Raw genomic sequence first — 20,861 nt, 5'->3', positions numbered from 1 at the left:
CACCCGGGTACAGCGCTTTTACCGGCGAAAGGCAGCCCGAGGGTCGTGGACCAGTGCCGGCGCCGACACCGTCCGCGGTGCCGCAGAGAGGGTGAGAACGGAGCTGCCAGCGCCCGAACCGGTGGTAAGCGCCGCTATGAGCGGACCGCCCCGGGTAACCATCCGAGCCGCGCTCCCCTGTCCAACCGCCACCGTGCGTCCAACCGCCACCGTGCGTCCAACCGCCACCGTGCGTCCCGCCGGTACCTGAACCGGCGTCCCGTCGAACCAGACGGTCACCGCCGTGTCCGGCGCGGTGAGCACCAGGGTCGTCGCGCCCTGGCCGGTGGCGGCGGGAAGCAATGTGACCGCCGTCGCAACAGGATGGATCACATCCGCCGGGCCGACCCACCGGTATCCCGGTAGCGGGGCCACGCCGGCCCTTGCCGCCCCGGCCTGTCCAGACCCGGCCTGTCCCGACCCGGCCTGCCCCGACCCGCCGGCCGGCATGGGCAGGCCGAGAGCAGCGATCACCGGACCGCCGGAGCGCACCGTCAACCGCAGCGCCGCCACGCCGGCCCCGCCGGGCAGTGCTGGTAACCGGATCACCGCGCCACGCGGTACCCACAGAGCCGCGAAACCCACCGGTACGTAGCTCGCGGACGGCGTCAACAGATCCAGCCGGATCATCGCCGCCGCCTCGGGAGCGGCGATGACGACCCGCGCACCACCGATTCCCGTTGCCGCGCCCGGAAGGAGCAGCGAGCCGGCCGGCCCGGCACCGGCCACCACGGGCACCACGGTCGAGTCCGGTGCGAACGGGCCGGCCGCACGGTCCAGGACCAGGGCCGTCAGGCGCCCGTCACGCACCTGCACCCGCACCGCCGTGGCGTCGGCGTCCGGTGCCATGGTCGCCAGACGATCGGTCACGCTCGCCAGCGGCGGCACGACGACACCGGCGGTGACCCCTGCACCGACGGCCGTATCCACCGTGAACGGCCCGCCGGCGACACCGTGTGCAAACACGGTGACCTCTGCCCGCGCGGGTGTGGCCTCGGGGTTGGTGAGGACGACCAGCGGGTCCCGGCCGGCCACCGTGGCGGGGCCGACAAGCCAGAACTCGCTTCTGGGACGGTCGCAGCGAGCGGTCACCGATGTCCGGCCGTTCGCTGCCGGTGCGGTCACCGTCGCGCTCAACCCGCCTGCTGGTGGGCCGCTCGCGCGAACAGCCAGCGGCTCGCCGCCGCTCACCGTGACCGAAGCCCGCCGTCGCGCCGGACCGAAATGAAGATCATTAACCTTGTCGCCCACGAACAGCCGGACCCACCCGTCCAGCATCGGTCCGTGGTCCGCCGTCCCGCCCGGCTCGCCACCGGCGGTCGCGACGTCGACCGTGACCGCGGACCCGGCCGGCGGTCTGAGATCCGGGCACAGCAACGTCGCCGATGTGATCGGCACCGGGAATCCCGCCGCTGGGGCCGGCCGCAACCGCCTGCCGTCCATCGGCTCGATGAGCAACGCGACGTACCACACGGCCACCAGCGCGAGGGTGCCGGCAACCGCGACCGACGCCGCCCGGCGCAGAAGCCGGACCCGCCCGGATACCGGCGCGAGCCGCGTAACGCTGGTCGCCACGGCGACGCCCGCCTGCGGGGCGGACCCGCCGGGCGCGTCCGGTACCCCGCATCCGGTCATGGCCGTGATCCCGCGTGCGGTGTCGCCGCGGGAGGGCGCACCGGAACCACCGGAACCACGCGCCAGACCACGGCGTCTCCCAGCACCTGTTCGCGCACGAGCCCCGGTACCGCGTCGAGTACGGCGGTCAACGACGGTGGCGCATCCGGGAACGGGACGACGACGGCACACACGGCCAGGGCCGCAAGCTCACCTGCGCCCCAGCTACCCCCCACCGTCAGATCACCGACAATCGCCTCGACCGTGCTGTCGTCGATGGTGTGCCCGGTCGGGACCGTCGGGATGATCCCCGTCGTCCCGGCGGGGTCGGCGAGGCTGGGGCCGCGGGTGTCGGTCAGGGTGTAGGCGACCGGGGAGCCCTGGGACGGCTGACGCAGTATCAGTACGCCGGCCATCCGCCCGGCCCTCCGCCCGGAAGCCGTCGCGACCGCGACCGCGGATGCCACCACGCCGCTGTCACGCGCGGCGGCACCGCGTGCGACCTCACCACCCGACAGGAACGCCAAGCCGCCGGCGACCGGACTGGCAACCACTGCCCCACCGACGGACACGGCCATGAGCTGCCGCCAGCCGAAGGGATGGCGCCGCAGCGCCGCACGTGCTCCCGACGCCGCGAGCGTCGCGGCGAGTAACAACCCGGCCACGGCAACCCCGAGTTGTGCTCCCGCCACGTCGTGACGGTCGGCGCCACACAGGTGGCGCTCGACAGTCGCTCCGACCAGGCCGATCAGGACCACGCCCCAGGCCGCGAGCACCGGCCGTCGGGTATCGGCCCGGACAACCCCGATCACGCCCGCGAGCGCGGCGGGTAGGAGCAGGGCGACGGTCAGATGGGTGGCCTGCGCCGAGGCCGGGACAGACCCGCCAAGCCAGCCTGATGCGGGATCACGCATGCCGAAGGTTCCCGCCGTGAACAGCGCGCCGGGGTCGTCGATCACCACCCTGCGCCAGGGCCACAGCGGGACCGCCGCCACGGCAGCCGGGACGAGCACGAACGGCAGTCGGCGTGCTCGACGCAGCAACAGTGCTCCACCGGCAAGGCCGACCACGGCGGACACGAACAGCGACGGCGCGCACATGACCGCGATGAGCAGCCGCACCGCAAGGCCGCAAGCGGCTGACCAGCCCGATCCCTGGTTATTCCCACGCCCGGCCGGCGCCGGTCCCGCCACCAACGGCACCGCGGCCGCGAGTACGCCCGGAACCGCTATCAGCGCAAGGACGACATCCACCCGCCCGACGGCAACCGCCCAGGTCATGGGTGGGCCGAGCGCATATCCCGCCGCGATGACCGCCCGAGCCCGATAATGATCACCCGCCCATCGCCCCACCCATAGCCCCGCCGATGCCCGCTGGCCGGTCAGCGGACCGCCGAGGCCGCGCCGGAGCTGACCGACCGCGATATAGGCGGCGAGGCCCGCAAGCGCCGGTCCGGCGAGCAGGACACCATCGGCGGCGAGCCACGGCTTGCCGCCGAGCACAGTAGCCAGCAGGGTCAATACCGTCAGCCACGGCGCGGACGGCACCGTGCCGTGCACCGTCGAGGTGGAAACGCCCGGATTACCGGGAACACCGTGCCCGCCGGGCCGCCAACCGGACAGCACGGCCGACCACAGGTCGCGGCCGCCATCGGGCAGCGGGAGCGGCGCGGCGACCCCGGGTATGCCGAAACCCACCGTCCCCGGGCCCCAGCCGGGACCCGCCAGGAAACGTGCGGCACACATCGTCACGACAGCGAGCGCTGCGGCCAGGACCAGCCCCGGCCGGGTCGCCCGGCCACGCAGCCCCGCCCATCCACGCCACCCCGCCCATCCAGGACGGGCGCAAAGGCCGGACAGCGGCTCCCACGCCGCGCGCAACCGGATACCCCGGGCCGGGAACAGCGGACGTAGTGCGCGCGCGGGCACCCGCGCGCGCACTGCCCGGCGGCGGCGCGCGTGGCGCAGCCAACCGGGACGACCGAACACATCCACAGTCGCAGCCACCTCGTCACACCCACGCCGAACCCGGCCCCGGGCGGCAGACCCGACACCTCGCGCGAGCCCGCCGGGTACAAGCCACAGCCACGCCGACACAAACCGCGCCGCCCCGATGTTGGCCAGCCGAACCCGCAGCTCGTCCCGCCGGACTGTCCGGTAGTCGAGCCGTTCGAGGCATGGAACCTGTTCGCCGCCGCCGGCCGGCGCGCGGCCGATCGTGGCGGGCGGAAAAACCACCACCCGCATCCCGGCACGCCACGCCCGCCAGCAGAAGTCGATGTCGAACGCGGTACGCAGCTGCGGGTCGAACCCGCCGAGGAGATGCCACGCTCGGGCGCTGACGAGCGCGCCCGTCAGCGAGACCGCGAGCACGTCCCGGACGGTGTCGTGCTGTCCGTCGTCGATGTCACCCGGGCGGATCCCGGTCACCCGACGTCCGGCACTGTCGACGCTGGCACCGCCGTCGACCGCCACCCCGGGGTCGACCCGGTCGAGTACGTGCGGGCCGATCACCGCGGCGCCCGGGTCCAGCAGGGCGTAGGTCAGCAACCGCTCCAACGCGTCGGGAGCCGGCACCGCATCAACGGGCAGCAGCCACAGGAAACCCTCGACTGGCACCGTGCCCGCAATCGCGAGAGCCTCGGTAACCATGGCGCCGTAGCTGCACCCCGGCGAAACAGTGACCACTGACGGCTCGACGACCGGCGAATCGACCACCGACGACTCGCGATCGGTGGACGGCTCGCAGTCGGTGAGAAGTGTCGCCCCGCGCTGGTCGTCCCCGCCCACCTTCACCAGGACCACATGGTCGGGCACACGGGTCTGTCCGCGCAGCGCGCTGCGCGACTGTGCCGATCCCGGCGCCGACATCACCACGAGCGCCATCACATCGACGGCATCGATATCGACCGCATCGGGACCGACCGCGGCGGGACCAACCGCGGCGAAATCGACCGCATCCAGGCCGACCGCGGTGGGGTCCGGGCCGTGACCGAGCACGGACGGACGCGGCCCGGCCGTTGATGCAGCTCCCGTTGCATGCGACCGAGCGGTCACCACGCGCCGGATGGCTTCCAGTCAGCTTCCGCGGCGGGACGCTCAGACCGCCCGGCGACGCAACCGCCGCCGTTCACGCTCGGACATCCCGCCCCAGATCCCGAACCGTTCATCCTTCTCGAGCGCATATTCGAGGCATTCGTCCCTGACCTCGCAGCCCGAGCAGATGCGCTTGGCCTCGCGGGTCGAGCCGCCCTTCTCCGGAAAGAACGCCTCCGGATCGGTCTGGGCGCACAGCGCGCGCTCCTGCCACTCCGGTGGGTCCGCGAAGACGTCGTCCATACCGATCGTGATGACATCGGCCGAACCACGATCACGATGCTCGGCGGCCACCGCGTCATCGACATGCGCTGACTCGGCAGGTTCGTCGTCGTAGTCAGCATTTAGATCGAATTCGACAGCGATCAGCTCCCCACCGGCCTGGTGACCGGGGTCGGCCTGCCCCGGCCACCGATCAACGGCCGCCCCGGCGGACATCCCGGTGCGTGACCGGTGCGTTTCGGCGAGGACGATGTGGGCGCCCGCGTCGGTGCGTTCCATGTGGACTCCTCCAGACCCGTCGCGGTGCGGTCGGCCACCCCCCGGGCGCCGGCGCGCAGGTGACTGGTGTCCACACCGGTGAGGCAAGCGCTTTATCGCACTTTCCCCACCGGCGGGGGAAATGACACGCCGGTAATTACACGCGCCGAACTCGGCGACGTCAACCCCACCAGCGCAGCATCTTCTACAACCAGCGATCAGACAATAGCTCACGGTAGCAAGACGCCATTACAGAGGGTCCCTGTTCGCAGCCCTGAGCGACACACATCAGCCCCTCGCACCCCCTGACCAGCCCATCTTACCGTCCGGAATTGCATAAATCCGTCATGAATTGTCCTGCTCATGACATCTCCTCCCATCCACCGGACTGCTGAGGACACGGCCCGGCCCGGCCCGGCATCCAGGAGGTAGACCCCGGCTTTGGGACCATTGTCCGACAAGACAGTCGATCAGCTCACCGGCACGACGAAGTCGGGACCCAGGACCCGTCAGGAGATGATCGGAAGGACCCTGCCGGCGACGGCAGAAGACTCGGCGGCGACGTCTCGGCGGGCCGCGGCGAACCGCTCCGCGCCGACGGCTCCGTAGGTCGTGGTGCGCTGGCGAGCGGGCCGGCCCGCCCCGGCTGCCATAGCCTCCAGCTCGGCGATGGATCGGGCCGACCCGTGCTCGGAACCCGCCATGCGGCTGATGGTCTCCTCCATGAGGGTTCCACCGACATCGTTGACACCGCCACGAAGGACCTGCTGGCAACCGTCCTGACCGAGCTTCACCCACGAACACTGGATGTTGTCGATCGCGCCGTGCAACAGCAGCCGGGCCATCGCGTGCACTGCCCGGTTCTCACCGACGGTGGGACCGGGTCGGGCCACGCCGGCCAGATAGATCGGCGAACTGTGGTGAACGAACGGCAGCGCCACGAACTCGGTGAACCCCCCGGTACGCTCCTGGATGCGGCGCAGCAGCCGCAGGTGAGCCACCCACTGCGCCGGCGTGTCCACGTGCCCGTACATCATCGTGGCCGACGAGGGCAGGCCCACTTCATGCGCGGTTGTAATGATCTCCACCCAGCTCGAGGTCGGCAGCTTGCCCTTGGTCAGCACCCATCGCACGTCGTCGTCGAGGATCTCAGCGGCCGTTCCGGGAATCGAGTCGACACCGGCCTCACGAGCAGCGGTCAGCCAGTCGCGGATGGACAGACCTGTGCGGGTGACGCCGTTGACGACCTCCATCGGCGAGTAGGCGTGCAGGTGGAGACCGGGCACCCGTCGCTTGATCTCGCGGGCCAGCTCGAAGTACGCGGTCCCCGGCAGGTCCGGATGGATGCCGCCCTGCATACAGATCTCGGTCGCGCCCACCGCCCACGCCTGTTCGGCGCGGACGCCGACCTCCTGCTGGGAGAGGGTGTAGGCGTCGACGTCGTTGCGTCGCTGCGCGAACGCGCAGAACCGGCACCCCGTGTAGCAGACATTCGTAAAGTTGATGTTCCTGTTGACGACGTAGGTCACGTCCTCACCGACCGTGTCCCGCCGCAGGTCGTCCGCGAGCCGGCAGAGCTCCTCCAGGGCCGTGCCGGCCGCACCGAACAACACCAGGGCGTCCGCGTCGCTGATCCCGGCCGGGTCACCGGTGGCGTGGCGCAGCGCGGCCCGCTCCGCGCCGTCGAGACGCGCCGGCGCCACCGCACGCGCGCGTGATCCCGTGCCGACAACCCCGTCAGCACCTGTGCCGGCCGCGCTGACCTGCTCACGCAGGGCGTCCCAGTCGCCGTACACCGAGACGAAGTCCGCTCTGCGGTCGGCCCGGCGGCCGGTGACATCGATGGTCGCGTGCAGATCGACCCGGCCGCCGTCGACGAGTCCGCCGTCGGGTTCCTGCCATGGACGGCCGACCGCGGCGGCTCCGGCCCGCAACAGACCATCCGGACCGGCCAGGGCGTCGACATGGGATCGCAGCCGCGGGTCCAGCCATGGTTCGTCGAGATACGGCGGGTAGGCGGTCAGTCGCGGCCGCAGCGCGAAGCCCGCCGCCCGCGTGAGCGTGGCCAGCGTCTCAACCGCCGGCCAGGGGCGTTCGGGATTAACGTGGTCCGGTGTGACCGGCGACACCCCGCCCCAGTCGTCTATCCCCGCGGCCAGCAACAGCGCGCATTCGTCGACGTCGACCAGGTTCGGCGGTGCCTGGATGCGGACGGACGGCCCGAGAACGAGCCGGGCGACCGCGACCGCGGCCGCGAGTTCCTGCGCGCCGACGTCCGGCTCGCCCCGCATCGCCGTGTCGTCCTTGGCCCGGAAATTCTGGACGATCACCTCCTGGATGCCGCGGTAGCGTCGGGCCACACCCCGGATCGCAAACAAGGTCTCGGCTCGTTCAATGCGGGTCTCGCCGATCCCCAGCAGCAGCCCGGTGGTGAACGGCACGGCCAGGCGACCGGCGTCCTCCAGCACCCGCAATCGGCGCGCCGGCTCCTTGTCGGGTGAGCCGTAGTGCGGTCCGCCCGGAGTCGACCACAGCCGTACCGCGGTCGTCTCCAGCATCATCCCCATGGACGGCGCGACCGGCTTGAGCCGCGCCAGCTCCGCCCATGACAGGACACCCGGGTTCAGGTGCGGCAACAGCCCGGTCTCTTCCAGGACGGCGATGGCCGCGGCCCGCAGGTATCCCAGGGTCGAGTCGTAGCCATGGGAATCCAACCAGTCGCGCGCAGCGGGCCAGCGGTCCTCCGGACGATCACCCAGTGTGAACAACGCCTCCGCGCAGCCGGCGGCCGCACCCCGGCGGGCGATGTCGACGACCTCTTCGAGGCTCAGGAAAGGATCGGGCAACCGCTGCGGGACGGTCGCGAAGGTGCAGTAGTGACACCTGTCCCGACACAACCGGGTCAGCGGGATGAACACCTTGGGCGAATAAGTGATCGTTTCCGGACGCCCGGCGGAGCGCAGGCCCGCGTCACGGACCCGCGCGGCCGACCGGGACAGGTCAGCGAGATCCGCCCCACGGGCGGTCATCAGGACGGCCGCCTCCACCGCGTCGAGGACCACACCGTCACGGGCCCGCCGCAGCGCACGGCGCAGTGCCGCGGCACCGGGCACGGGCACGGGCACGGGCACGGGCACGGCGCCACGCGCGCCATCGCCGGCCGAACCGCCGGCCGGCTTCCATGATTTCGTCATCTGCTCACCGAACCCCAATGATCATCTATCGGTCTCCTGGCGGTCGACACCGTCGACGGTGTCCACCGGCCCGCGGTGGCGCCGGCGGACACCGCGGTGATCAGGTCTGCGCGTGCGCGGGCACCCGGGCCGTGATCGACCCCAGGTGCCCGCCCCAAAGCCGGCCGGGTGATCCGTGACCAGACGGATCGACGGACGATCAGACGGTGCGGCGGACGTCACCCACCGTTCCTATCTCCGCTGGCACGCCGAACGGCTCGTTCACGGTTTTTTTCACGCCGGCAGGCGCCAGGAGAACCCGGGTCAGCCGGTCATCCCGTCCGACCCGGGCACGGTGGGCTGATCGCACGGAACCGACCAACAACGCCAAGGGTGTGGTAGGTACGGCACCGGGCGGCGAGTTGGTCGCAACGTTTTGACGCGGCGTCGCGCTGCGTCGGAGACCGACCCGCCCGCTGGCGCAGCTCGGACCGCCTGGCGGCCTCCACCTGCGGGTGGCGCGCGCCAGCCAGCGCCCGGGCCAGGGTCGCCGTGACGGCGTCAAGGCTGTGTCTCATCACGATCGGCGGCTTCATCACGATTAGCGGCTTCATCACGATCGGCGGTTTCTTGGTGTCCTCAGGCATGGACCGTCCTTCCGCTGTTCCAGCACTGGGTGCGGGATGTCGGGGCCGCCGACAAACCGCCATGGCGGACGTGCGGTCGCCTGGCACCCCTCGCTGATCCAGTGCGCTGATCCGATGCGCCGGTCGGCGCACGCCATCAGTCTCACCACTCTCTCGAAGGAGAATCAAGAGATAGGAGACGATAAGATCGCCTTCCACTTTCAGTGATATCATCTGAAGAACATTCACATTCATGAGCGCAGACAGCTTCATGAGTGCACACATTCACTACAATCCGCGACATTCGACGCATGAGATCCATCAATGATCCGGAAACCCAGGCCTCCGGCGGCGCGCACAGAACATCATCACGCCACCTTCGGCCAGCAGGATCCGGAGACCCGAGCCACCCGCCTTCCCGCGACCCGCGAGGCCCGGGGTCGTTAAGCTGATCAGGTGCCGCGTAACCGCCAGGAAGTTCCGCGCGAGGAGCGGATTGACGCGCTGCTAGCCGTCGCTGAACAGCAGTTCCTCGCCCGGGGCTTCGCCGCCACATCCATCGCCGAAATCGCACGGGCCGCGGGCATCGAACCGGGTTCGGTCTACTGGTACTTCCGGTCGAAGGACCACGCGTTCGCCGCGGTCCTCAACAGGCTCCTCGACGGTGAGGTCGACCGGATCGACACGTTCACCGGCGACCCGGCCCAGAAGTTGTTCGCCGCCCTCGACTCGGTCGAACGCCGACGGTCGCTGCACCCGTGCGTGGCCGAACGGGCTCCACATTCAGCCGCGGTCATGGAGTATCACGAACGACTGCACGCCTGGCTCCACGGCCTCGCGCTGGCCACGGTCACAGACCGGGTGGCCGAACCCGACCGGGAGATCGCCGCGGACGCGGTCGTGGCCACCATCGAAGGTGGCCTGGCCAACCCCGCTCCCGCACGACCGACCAGCAGCCTCGTACGCTACCTGCTGGCGGCGTTCACAACCCGCCAGCCACAGGAACGGACGCAAGCGACCGTCTCGTCCTAGAAAGCCGACCGATGGCAGAATGGCGGGACGTGAGGATCAGGTGAAGATCACAGCTCTCGCGGGTGGCATCGGTGGCGCCCGCTTCCTGGTCGGGGTGCAGGCAGCGTTACCGGACGCAGACATCACCGTGATCGGCAACACCGGTGATGACATCACCCTGCACGGCCTGCGGATCTGCCCCGATCTCGACACCGTCATGTACACCCTCGGCGGTGGTATCTCCCGCGAGCGTGGCTGGGGTCGCCACGACGAGACGTTCACCGTGGCCGAGGAGCTGGCGGCATACGAGGTAGGTCCCACCTGGTTCGGCCTCGGCGACCGCGATCTTGCCACCCATCTCGTGCGCACCCGGATGCTTGCCGCCGGGTACCCGCTCACCGAGGTCACCGCGGCACTCTGCCAACGGTGGAAGCCCGGCATCCGTCTGCTGCCGATGAGCGACGAACGGGTTGAGACGCACGTCGTCGTGGAGACCGACGAAGGCCGTCGAGCCATCCATTTTCAGGAGTGGTGGCTGCGGATGCGTGCCGCCACACCAGCCCTGGAGATCATTTCGGTGGGTGCCGAAGCCGCGCAACCCGCGCCCGGCGTTCTCGACGCGCTCGCCGACGCCGATGTCGTGCTCCTCCCGCCGTCGAATCCGGTGGTGTCCATCGGGTCGATCCTCGCGATACCCGGGGTGCGCGCGGCGCTGGCGCAGACACCCGCACCGGTCGTGGGCGTATCGCCGATCATCGGCGGTGCACCCGTTCGCGGCATGGCGGACGCCTGTCTCACCGCGATCGGAGTGGCCACCAGCGCGGGCGCGGTGGGTACCCACTACGGTGCCCGCCGGCGCGCCGCCCCTGGCGACGGGATTCTCGACGGCTGGCTGGTCGACACCGCTGACACCGGTACCGAGGTGCCCGGGGTCACCGTGAAGGCCCGTCCGCTGCTGATGACCGATGTCGCGGCAACGGTCGAGATCGTGCGCGCCGCCCTGGATCTCGCCGGTGTCTGACGCTCTGGAAATCATCGCCGTGGCCGGAATCGGTGAAGTACGCGCCGGTGACAACCTTGCCGCACTCATCGTGACGGCGCTGTCCGCCGGCGACCTCCACCTGCGCGACGGTGACGTCCTCGTGGTCACCTCGAAGATCGTCTCAAAGGCGGAAGGCCGACTGCTCCGCGTCGACGGCGACCGGGAGGCGGCCCGGCTGGCCGCCGTCGAGGCCGAAACCGTCCGCGAGGTGGCGCGGCGGGGGCCGACCCGGATCGTGGAGACCCGGCATGGGTTCGTCATCGCCAGCGCCGGCGTGGACGCATCCAATGTGATCAAGGATGAGATCGCTCTGCTGCCAGTCGACCCGGATGCAAGCGCCCGGGCGCTGGCGGCCGGGCTGCACGCGCGCCTGGGCGTGCAGGTCGCCGTCATCGTCAGCGACACCACCGGTCGGCCGTGGCGAGCCGGCCTGACCGACCATGCCATCGGCGTCGCGGGCATGGCCGCCCTGCGTAGCCACGTCGGCGATGTCGACCCCTACGGCAACGAACTCGGCATGACCGAGATCGCCGAGGCGGATGAGCTGGCCGCCGCCGCCGATCTGGTCAAAGGGAAGCTGACCGGAGTGCCGGTGGCGCTCGTGCGCGGATTCCACGCGCTCGCCGACGACGGTCGCGGGGTTCGGGCACTGGTACGCCCGGCAGCAGAGGACATGTTCCGGCTCGGCACCGCCGAAGCCCAGCGGGCGGCGGTCGGCGCTCGGCGGACCATCCGCGAGTTCAGCGACCGGCCGGTGGATCCGGCCGCCGTCAAGCGTGCCATCGCGGCGGCCCTGACCGCGCCCGCGCCACACCACACCACACCGTGGCGGTTCGTGATCGTGACGCAGGCCCGCGACCAGTTGCTGGACGCGATGGCCACCGCCTGGGCGGCGGACCTGACCGCCGACGGCTTCGACGAGGCGGCGGTGGCACGGCGGCTCGCCCGCGGGAACGTGCTGCGTCGTGCGCCCGTCCTGGTCATCCCGTGCCTGGTCACCGACGGCGCCCACGCCTACCCGGACAGCCGGCGGGCCGCCGCGGAGGAGCGGATGTTCCTGGTCGCGATGGGTGCCGGCGTGCAGAACATGCTGGTCTGCCTGGCCGCGGACGACCTGGGATCATGCTGGGTTTCGAGTACCTTGTTCTGCCCGGACGTGGTCCGCGCCGTCCTGGGACTGCCGGCAGAGTGGCAGCCCATGGGTGCCGTCGGCATCGGGCACCCGGCGCAGGCGCCTGCCGATCGCCCGGCGCGCGATGTCGGCGCGTTCGTCGTCAACCGGTAGCCGGTAGTCCGGCGGGTCCGGCGGGTCCGGCGGGTCCGGCGGGGATTCGGTGCACGGGCGACCGCCGGCCCTCCGTAGGATCCTGCGCCGTGGGAAAAAAGAGTGCGGAACGCAACGCAAGACTCGATACGCTCCGGCGCGAACAACGGCGCCAGGAACGCCGGCGTTCCCTTCTGATCTACGGAACCGGCGGCCTGGTCGCAGTCGCGCTGCTGGCCGGCATCATCGTGTACGCGCTGGTGGACAACCGGGCGAAGGATGAGAGCCGCTCGGTCGGTCACGTCACCACGGCGAGCGCGGCGGCGACCGCGACCGGGTGTACCGGAGTCGTCAACGACGCCTCCCGTGGCAGCACCCACGTCGCGACCAACCAGACGGTCAACTATGAGGTCGCGCCGCCGTCGTCGGGTAACCACGATTCCAGCCCACTGCCGGACGCCTACCGCTTCTACGAGCGCATCCCCAACCTGCGGATCGAGCGCGCCGTCCACAACCTGGAACACGGCTTCGTCATCGGCTGGTACGACCCGAAACTCCCTGATGACCAGGTCACCGCGCTGCGTACCGCCGCGGACGCGGCCGGCAACCGGTTCATCGCCGTCCCCTGGGAACGCGGCGAGTTCGCCGACAACAAACACTTCGTGCTGACGGCGTGGGACCGCACCCAGCGATGCGCGACCGTGTCGGAGTCGGCCATCAAGGACTTCGTGAAGACCTACGCCAACCCCAGCCTGGCCGGCGCAGCGTGGGCGTCCCCCACCGCACCCGAATCCGGTGCGTCCGGCGGCCCTCTCGACCTGAGCCCGACCGTCGCCGGCACCGCGCAGGCCGACGACGCGCAGGCCGACAACACCCAGGCCGACAACACCCAGGCCGGCACCGCGCCGACAGCCGGCTCGTCTACCGGTACCGCCACGTCCGCCCCGGCAGGCACGGCCACCACGCCGTAACCCCGACGCCGGCGCCTACATCCGGCGCCTACACCGGCGCCGATGTCCCGGCAGACCCGGGCATCAGCGTCGGATGACACAGCGGTCAGGCGCGGTCCGAGCTGAAGCGGATCGCGCCCGCGCCGAGAACCGCCCCGGGAAACACCCGGACACCAGCCCGCAGCTCGTTGTCGGGCTCGATCCGCGCACCGTCGCCCACGACGACCCCGTCCAGTGACACCCGTGCACCGATGACCGCGCCAGCGCCCACGACTGATCCACGCACCACCGCACCGTCACCGATGACCGCACCGTCGAAGAGCACCGCACCGTCCACCGTGGCGCCCGAACCCACCACGGCCCCGGCGCCCACCACCGCCCCCCCGCTGATCTTCGCGTCTGCGGCGACGGACGCGCCCGCCAGCACCAGCTGATCACCGACGGGTCCCGGCAGCGCGGAGGATGCGATCCGTCCCGTCACCAGGTCGCGGGAACCCTGGATGAACGCCTCCGGGGTGCCCAGATCCAGCCAGTACGTGCTGTCGACGTAGCCGACCACGAGAACGCCGGACGCCAGCAACCCCGGAAAGGTCTCCCGTTCGACCGAGACCGGCCGGCCAGCCGGAATGTCGTCGATCACTGACCGCCGGAAGACGTAGCAGCCGGCATTGATCCGGTTGGTCGGCGGATCGGGAGTCTTCTCCAGGAACTGGGTAACGCGGCCGTCGGCGTCGGTGGGGACCACGCCGAATGCACGGGGGTCACCGACCTCGGTCAGATGCAGGGTGACGGCCGCGTCGGCGTCCCGGTGCCTGCGCACCAGCGCGACGATGTCCAGACCCGACAGGATGTCGCCGTTGAAGATGACCACCGGATCGCCCGGACCACCGCGCAGCCGTGACGCGACGTTGCGGATCGCACCACCGGTCCCCAGCGGCTCGGTCTCGGTGACGTACTCCAGCTCCAGGCCGTGTGCGGAGCCGTCGCCGAAGTACTCCTCGAACACTTCGGCCTGGTATGAGGTGGCGAGAACAACACGGGTGATGCCCGCATCACGCGCGCGAGCAAGCATGTGGGCGGTCACCGGAACGCCGGCGACCGCAAGCATCGGTTTCGGTGCTGACATCGTCAGCGGGCGCAGCCGACTACCCTGTCCCCCGACCAGCATCACAGCGTCCATGACGGGTGAGTGTCCCAGAGGCCCCACGCCCCGGTGCACGATGTCGGCATACCTTCGTGGCGTCGCGTCGCGGACACCTGCCGACCAACCCGGTCATAACTGCCGGATCCACCTCGTTCACCGGCACCGTTCACCGGCACCGTTCACCGGCCACGCCACGCCGGAGTGCGCGCACGAGCCGGACTGGCGATGCTGAAGATGTGGTGCGCCAGCGACCCGCCGGCTATCGGGTCCCCTCCAGCGACGTCCGCACGGACGCCGAGGCTGCCACGGCCGCGCTGCTCCACGGCGGGGAACCGGGGTTTGCCGCCGCCCGCACCGATGACGGTGGTCCCGCCACGCTCGCGGTATGGCTGGCCTGGCATGGCGAGGGTCCGCCCATAGCCGATGTCGTACCCGTGCTCACCAACCTCGGCCTGCGCGCGACAACCCATCGCTGCCTGCCGAGCCGGGCGGGCCCGCTCGGGGGCACCGTCAGCCTGGACGAGTACCACGTGCGCGCCACACCGGAGCTCGCCGACGCCGCCATCAGACAGATGGACGGGCTGCGCGGCATCCTGGCGGGCCTTGCCCGCGGGGACATCGACAGCGACAGCCTCGACTCGCTCGTACTGACCGCCGGGCTCACCGCCCGGGAGGTGGGGTTGTTGCGGGCGCTGTTCCGTTACCTGCGCCTGGCTGGAACGTCACTGGGGACCCGCTACGCCCACCGCGTCCTGACCGCCCACCCGTCCTACGCGCACGATCTCGTCGCGCTGTTCCACGCCCGGATGGACCCGGCCCGGGCCAGTTCCACGGAAACCGGACGGCTGCACGCGCGGCTGGAGGACGCGCTGGGGTGGGTGACCGGCATCAACGACGACATGGTCCTGCGCCGGTTGCGGGACCTCGTCCTCGCGGTTGTGCGGACGACGTTCTACCCGCCCTCCGACGGTCCTCCGCCTGACCGTCCCCCGCCTGACCGTCCCGGTTCCGGCCGTCCCGGTTCCGACCATGCCGGTTCCGACCATGCCGGTTCCGACCATGCCGGATCCGACCGTGGCCCGGTGCCTGAACTCTGCGGGGTGGACACCTCGGAGCCGCTCGCTCTCAAGATCGCCTCAGGCGGACTGCTCTGGTTGCCGCCGCCAGTGCCCGAGGCGGAGACCTTCGTCAGTTCCGTGCTGTTCGACGCGGTGCATCTTCGCGGGGCTGCGCTGGCCCGTGGCGGCATCCGGTGGTCCGACCGCCAGGAGGACCTACGCACCGAGATTCTCGGCCTGATGAAGGCTCAGCGGGTCAAGAACGCCATCATCGTGCCGGACGGCGCCAAGGGCGGCTTCGTGCTGCGGCGTCCGCCGTCGGACCCCGACGAGCTGGCCAGGCTGGCCCGGTCCTGCTACGCGGAGTTCATGCGGGCGTTGTTGGCCCTCGTGGACGACCGGGTCGACGGCGCAACGGTCCGCAGGTCGGGCATGGTCTGCCATGACGGGCCGGACAGCTACCTCGTGGTAGCCGCGGACAAGGGCACGGCGCGCTTCTCCGACCTCGCCAACGAGGTGGCGAGGTCGAGCGGCTACTGGCTCGGTGACGCCTTCGCCTCGGGTGGCCGCAGCGGGTACGACCACAAGGCGCTGGGCATCACCGCCCGGGGCGCGTGGGAATCCGTTCGCCGTCATTTCGCCGAGCTGGGTGTCGACGCCGACCGCGAACCGCTCACCGTCGTCGGCATCGGCGACATGTCCGGGGACGTCTTCGGTAACGGCATGCTCCTCTCCCGTTACATCCGCCTGGTCGCCGCATTCGATCATCGTCACATCTTTCTCGACCCCGACCCCGACCCGGCCCGCTCGTTCGCCGAGCGTGAGCGCCTCGCGGCGCTGCCCGGAAGCAGTTGGGACGACTACGACCGCTCGGCGCTGTCGCCCGGCGGCGGTGTGTTCGCGCTGTCGGCCAAACAGATCGAACTGACCGAACAGGTGCGGGAACTGCTCGGGGTCGGCGACGACGCGCTGCCCGCCGACGCCGTGGTCCGGGCGGTGCTACGCGCGCCGGTCGATCTGCTGTGGAACGGCGGTGTCGGCACCTGGATCAAGGCGAGCACGCAGGAACACGCCGCGGTCGGGGACAAGGCGCGGGACGGGATGCGGGTCGACGCGGTCGAGCTGCGCGCCCGGGTCGTGGCCGAGGGCGGGAACCTCGGCCTCACCGATGCCGCCCGGGTCGAGTTCGCCATGCACGGCGGTCGCTGCAACACCGACTTCGTGGACAATTCCGCCGGGGTGAACTGCTCCGATCGTGAGGTCAACATCAAGATCGGCCTTGACCTGGCCATCAGCACAGGAATGATCGACCGGGTCGACCGCGAACGGCTGCTGGCATCGGCCACCGATGACGTCACGCGAGCGGTTCTGGTCGACTCCGCCCGCCAGGCCCTGGCGCTGAGCGCGGCCGAACGCCATGCCATGTCCATGGCGGACGGGTTGTCCCGGTTCATCACCCATCTGGTGGAGACCGGCGAGATCGACCCGGAGGTCGAGACCCTGCCAGACGCCGAGGAGCTCGGCAACCGGCTCGCCAAGGGGCGTACCTACACCCGACCGGAGATCGCCGTTCTGCACGCCTACGCCAAACGGATGGTCGCCCGGTCGCTGCTGGCCTCCAGCCTGCCCGACGAGCCGGTCGGCGGACCCACTCTGGATGCATACCTGCCGGCATCGCTGCGGGGGACGCTGCGCGAACACTTCGACCGACACCCGCTGCGGCGGGAGATCATCGCCTCCCAACTCGCCAACTCGATCATCGACCGGGTCGGCGCCGGCTTCCTCTACCGGCTGCGTGAACTCAGCGGTGCGGACACGGTCCAGGGCACCCGGGCCTTCGTCATCACCCGCGACCTGCTCGGCCTCACCGACATCTGGGACGCCATGGACGCCCACTGCCTCGGGGAGGGCAGCCGCACCCGCCCGGCCGTAGGCTCCACCGACCCCGCCGCCGAGGCGCTGCTGCACTGTCACTTCGTCCACGAGGAATCCGCGCTGTGGCTGCTGCGGGCACGCCGGTCGCCGCTGGACATCGCAGCGGAGACCACCCGGTACGCCGACGGCATGCGGGAGGTTGCGGCGGCCCTGCCCGCCGTGCTCGCCACCGTCGGATCCGACCAGGAGCTGGCCGGCATCCTGCAGTTGGCCGAGCAGCTCTACGAACGCGGCCTGCCCGCGCGGCTGGCCGAGCAGGTCGCGTGGCTCGACGCGATGAGCCCGGCACTCGACATCGTCGACGTGGCCCTGCGCAACGACCTTGAACCGGGTGACGTGCTGCACGCCTACACGGCCATCGGAACGAATCTGGGCCTGGGACGTCTGGGCCTGGCACACCTCATCGGCCGTGGCGCGCAGCTACCGGGTCAGTCGTACTGGGAGCACATCGCCGCCGCGACCCTGCGGGCGGACGTCGCCCGCGCCCGGTCGGAGCTGACCGAGGCGGCCATGGCCACGCCCGAGTTCGACCTGGACGCGGCCATCGACCGGATCACCACCGGAGCCCGCGCCGACCGGGTACGCGCTGTCGTCGACGACGTGACCGCGGCGCCGCGTCTGACCAGCGCCATGATCTCCGTCGTGGCTGGTCGGCTGAGCGAGCTGATCCCGAGACGGTGACCGGCCTGCTCGGACCCTATGCCCGGTCAGACCCGGGTTTTGCCGGTGTCCGGACGACCACTGGCCGGGAGGTCGTCGGCGGAGCGCGTCGCGCGGGCCCCGGCGCTGTCGCCCGCGAGCGCGACGGTGAGGAGCAGCCGCAGTCCCAGGCCCACTGCGATGGCGAGCCGCAGCGGCAGGTACCGCGGCCCCGAATACTGCCGGAACAGGTAGCGGAGCATGCTGCGGTGATGCGCGATCATCATGCGCCGCGACGTGCGCTTCGTCGAGTGACCGCCCAGGTGCTCCACGACGGCGGTGGGTACGTAGACCAGCTGCCAGCCGAGCAGCCCGAGGCGGCGGCCCAGATCCACATCCTCCATGAACATGAAGTAGGCCTCGTCGAACCCGTCGACCGCCTCGAACGCCCGACGCCGTAGCACCTGGCATGACCCCGACAGCCAGCCGGCGGTCGTCTCGACCGGGGTGGCCCGGTCCCGGCGGTACGCGGTCGTCCACGGGTTCGTCGGCCAGCACCAGCCGAGCAGGGCATGGCCGATCCCACGCCCCAGCGAGGGAAGTTCGCGGGCGGACGGGTAGAGCACACCACCCGGATTCGTGATAGCCGGGCCGAAGGCCCCGGCACCCGGCCAGCGGCTCGACACGTCCAGAAGCTCGTCGAGCGATCCGGGCGTGAACGCGATGTCGGCGTTGGCCACGACCAGCCACGGCGCGCCCGCCCCGGCCGCGCCCCGGTTGACCGCGCTGCCGTACCCGAGGTTGCGTCCGGTACGCAGTAACCGGACTTCCCCGCGCTCAGCCACCGCGGCGGTACCCGCATCCAGCACCGGGGAGTTGTCCACGACAACCACCTCGTACGGCCTCGCCGTGGCCTTGGTCAGGGAATCCATGAACGGACCGAGCACCTCACCGGAATGGTAGGCCACGACCACGACACGGATCTGCGGCTCGGCGGCACCAGTATCCGACCGCCCATCCTGATGATCCACCTGATAATCAAGCGGCCGCGCCGAAGCCCCCGCGTCCTGCACGTTCACCGACCCGCCCTCACTGGCCCATGCCATGCCGACGCGCGTTCGCCCGGCTCTCCCCTGGACCGTGTTGGTCAGAATGCCACCGGCGTGCCCACGGTCGCGCGTCGGGGGTCGGGCCTGCTGGCCGAACGCGTCGGGCCTGCTGGCCGAACGCCCAGAGGTCATGGTCATGACCAGATGCGGGCTGTCGGCTCAGGTGTCGGCGGCTGCCCGCGCGTAGCTCGCCAGGTGCGCCTCGGCGCTGGCTGCCCAGGTGAACTCCCTGGCGCGGGCCAGCCCGGCCTGGGCTAGGACGCCGCGCCGTTGGGCGTCGTCGACCAGCGCGCGCATCTCGCGGGCGATCGAGTCGATGTCCGGCTGGGTGTAGGCGACGGCGTCCCCGCCCACTTCGGGCAGCGAGAGCCGCGGAGTCGTCAGTACGGGCGCGCCACAGGCCATAGCCTCCAGCACGGGCAGCCCGAAACCCTCCCCATGGGAGGGGTAAGCGACCAGCAGCGCCCCGCCCAGATAGCCGGGAAGGTCGGAGAATCGCAGGTAGCCCGGTCGGATGACCTTCAGGTGGGACGGGACCGAGGCAACCGCGGCATCCACGTCGTCGTCCCAGCCCGAGCCGCCGGCAAGTACCAGTGCGGGCGCATCCGCGCGCCCATGGACGGCCTCGGCCCAGCCACGGATCAGGTTCGGCACGTTCTTGCGCGGTTCGAGCATGCCGAGGAAGGCGACATACCGACTATCAGCCAGGCCGAGCCGAAGGCGGACGCGGCGTTTGTCCTCCTCGGTGGGCGGGTGGAATGTCGACGTGTCCACCCCGTGGTAGGCCACATCCGTCGCGGTCGAGTCACCCTCGAGGACCCGGATCAACTCGTCGCGGGTGGCCTTGGACGGAACGATGATCCTCTTCGACTTGCGGACGGCGGTACGCATAGCCGAACGGAAGAACGTGCCCTTCACGGCGGTGTGCATCTCCGCCTCCGTGAAGAACGTGACGTCGTGGATGGTCACGCACACGGGCTGGGAGGTGCGCAGCGGCATCGTGTAGTGCGGCGAATGGATGACCTGCGCCCCCACCTGGTGGGCGACCAGCGGCAGGCCGGTCTGCTCCCAGGCGAGACGGGCCGGCCGGTGCGCGATCGCGGCCGGCCCCGGCACGACGTTGGTGTGGGGAGCGATCCGGCCGTACCGTTCGTAATCGGACCGTTGGCAGACCAGAGCCAGGTCGGCGCCTGCCGCATCCAGGGCAGCCACCAGCCCGTCGACATAGCGACCGACGCCGCCGCGATCGGCTGGGACCGCGGTGGCGTCGACGAGCACCCGGGGAGACACGGCGCTCCTTCCGACTGGCGGCATGTTTGGCACCGCTAGGCTGCTTGGGGCCTCCGGGTGTGCGAGACAAACCATGATCGCACGCCCGTTGACCTACCTAGATTCCGTAGGGCCACCGACGACGCTGGAAGATCCATGATTGCGCCGTCTTCGGCCCGCTGGCAAGACTACGCCCGCCCCCGATCCTTGGTGGTCAAGGCACGGGAGTCGGTAAGTTGACGGTAGAGGGACCAGACGGTCTCCGCCGCCCCATTCCAGGTAAAAGCGGCCGCTCTCGCCCGTCCGTCCGCGGCCAGCCGGCGCCGCAGACCCTCGTCCGCGATCACTGCCGTGACCGCGCGGGCGAGCGCCGCCGGGTCGGCCACCGGCACGGTCACGACGGCGTCCCCGCC

General features: G+C 70.7%; 13 protein-coding genes and 1 pseudogene. 6 read left to right on the top strand and 8 right to left on the bottom strand.

The window, feature by feature from the left end; translation table 11 throughout:
• Nucleotides 1-18: 18 nt before the first annotated feature.
• From U9978_RS16740 to U9978_RS16725, 4 genes are all read right to left on the bottom strand, one after another.
• Nucleotides 19-1,674 (bottom strand): DUF5719 family protein, encoded by a 1,656-nt coding sequence (locus tag U9978_RS16740; protein ID WP_322762069.1) that lies wholly within the window; start codon nucleotides 1,672-1,674, stop codon nucleotides 19-21.
• A complete protein-coding gene (locus U9978_RS16735) occupies nucleotides 1,671-4,652 on the bottom strand; it encodes a glycosyltransferase (protein ID WP_322762068.1) in 2,982 nt (993 codons plus the stop codon). Before U9978_RS16735 ends, U9978_RS16740 begins: the two co-directional genes overlap by 4 nt.
• 99 nt (nucleotides 4,653-4,751) lie before the next feature.
• Entirely contained in the window at nucleotides 4,752-4,991 is a 240-nt protein-coding gene (locus U9978_RS24135) for a WhiB family transcriptional regulator (protein WP_416210185.1), read from the bottom strand.
• A 746-nt stretch (nucleotides 4,992-5,737) separates the two neighbouring features.
• A complete protein-coding gene (locus tag U9978_RS16725) occupies nucleotides 5,738-8,422 on the bottom strand; it encodes a bifunctional FO biosynthesis protein CofGH (RefSeq protein ID WP_322762066.1) in 2,685 nt (894 codons plus the stop codon).
• A gap of 175 nt (nucleotides 8,423-8,597) precedes the next feature.
• On the opposite strand from U9978_RS16725, the gene U9978_RS16720 reads away from it, so the two are divergent.
• The 5 genes from U9978_RS16720 (at nucleotide 8,598) to U9978_RS16700 (ending at nucleotide 13,315) form a co-directional block, all read left to right on the top strand.
• Nucleotides 8,598-8,765: a hypothetical protein gene (locus tag U9978_RS16720; protein WP_322762065.1), complete on the top strand. Its 168-nt coding sequence runs from the start codon at nucleotides 8,598-8,600 to the stop codon at nucleotides 8,763-8,765.
• A gap of 718 nt (nucleotides 8,766-9,483) precedes the next feature.
• Nucleotides 9,484-10,059, top strand: coding sequence for a helix-turn-helix domain-containing protein (locus tag U9978_RS16715; protein ID WP_322762064.1), 576 nt, complete (start codon nucleotides 9,484-9,486; stop codon nucleotides 10,057-10,059).
• A gap of 40 nt (nucleotides 10,060-10,099) precedes the next feature.
• Nucleotides 10,100-11,059 carry a 2-phospho-L-lactate transferase gene (gene cofD, locus U9978_RS16710; RefSeq protein WP_322762089.1) on the top strand — a complete coding sequence of 320 codons (960 nt, stop codon included), beginning with the start codon at nucleotides 10,100-10,102 and terminating at the stop codon, nucleotides 11,057-11,059.
• Complete coding sequence (locus tag U9978_RS16705; RefSeq protein WP_322762063.1) at nucleotides 11,004-12,365, top strand: coenzyme F420-0:L-glutamate ligase; 1,362 nt, start codon at nucleotides 11,004-11,006, stop codon at nucleotides 12,363-12,365. Before cofD ends, U9978_RS16705 begins: the two co-directional genes overlap by 56 nt.
• Before the next feature lie 89 nt (nucleotides 12,366-12,454).
• Complete coding sequence (locus U9978_RS16700; protein WP_322762062.1) at nucleotides 12,455-13,315, top strand: DUF3105 domain-containing protein; 861 nt, start codon at nucleotides 12,455-12,457, stop codon at nucleotides 13,313-13,315.
• Between the two features lie 85 nt (nucleotides 13,316-13,400).
• Here U9978_RS16700 and U9978_RS16695 read toward each other — a convergent pair whose 3' ends face one another.
• Nucleotides 13,401-14,474 (bottom strand): sugar phosphate nucleotidyltransferase, encoded by a 1,074-nt coding sequence (locus U9978_RS16695; RefSeq protein WP_416211011.1) that lies wholly within the window; start codon nucleotides 14,472-14,474, stop codon nucleotides 13,401-13,403.
• A gap of 203 nt (nucleotides 14,475-14,677) precedes the next feature.
• Between U9978_RS16695 and U9978_RS16690 the strand changes: the two genes are divergently transcribed.
• Nucleotides 14,678-18,112, top strand: a complete 3,435-nt coding sequence (locus tag U9978_RS16690; RefSeq protein ID WP_322762060.1) for an NAD-glutamate dehydrogenase domain-containing protein — start codon at nucleotides 14,678-14,680, stop codon at nucleotides 18,110-18,112.
• A 26-nt stretch (nucleotides 18,113-18,138) separates the two neighbouring features.
• On the opposite strand, the gene U9978_RS16685 is transcribed toward U9978_RS16690, so the two are convergent.
• The 3 genes and pseudogenes from U9978_RS16685 to U9978_RS16675 all read right to left on the bottom strand — a co-directional run.
• A complete protein-coding gene (locus U9978_RS16685) occupies nucleotides 18,139-19,101 on the bottom strand; it encodes a glycosyltransferase family 2 protein (protein WP_322762088.1) in 963 nt (320 codons plus the stop codon).
• 237 nt (nucleotides 19,102-19,338) lie between these two features.
• Nucleotides 19,339-20,469: a glycosyltransferase family 1 protein gene (locus tag U9978_RS16680; RefSeq protein ID WP_322762059.1), complete on the bottom strand. Its 1,131-nt coding sequence runs from the start codon at nucleotides 20,467-20,469 to the stop codon at nucleotides 19,339-19,341.
• A gap of 167 nt (nucleotides 20,470-20,636) precedes the next feature.
• Nucleotides 20,637-20,861: pseudogene (locus U9978_RS16675) on the bottom strand (glycosyltransferase family 1 protein); the annotation flags it as partial.

The organism is Protofrankia sp. Cr2, assembly GCF_963555885.1.
GTDB lineage: Bacteria > Actinomycetota > Actinomycetes > Frankiales > Frankiaceae > Protofrankia.
The sequence above is the reverse complement of the archived record's forward strand: the minus strand, read 5'-3'. Positions and strand labels throughout refer to the sequence as shown.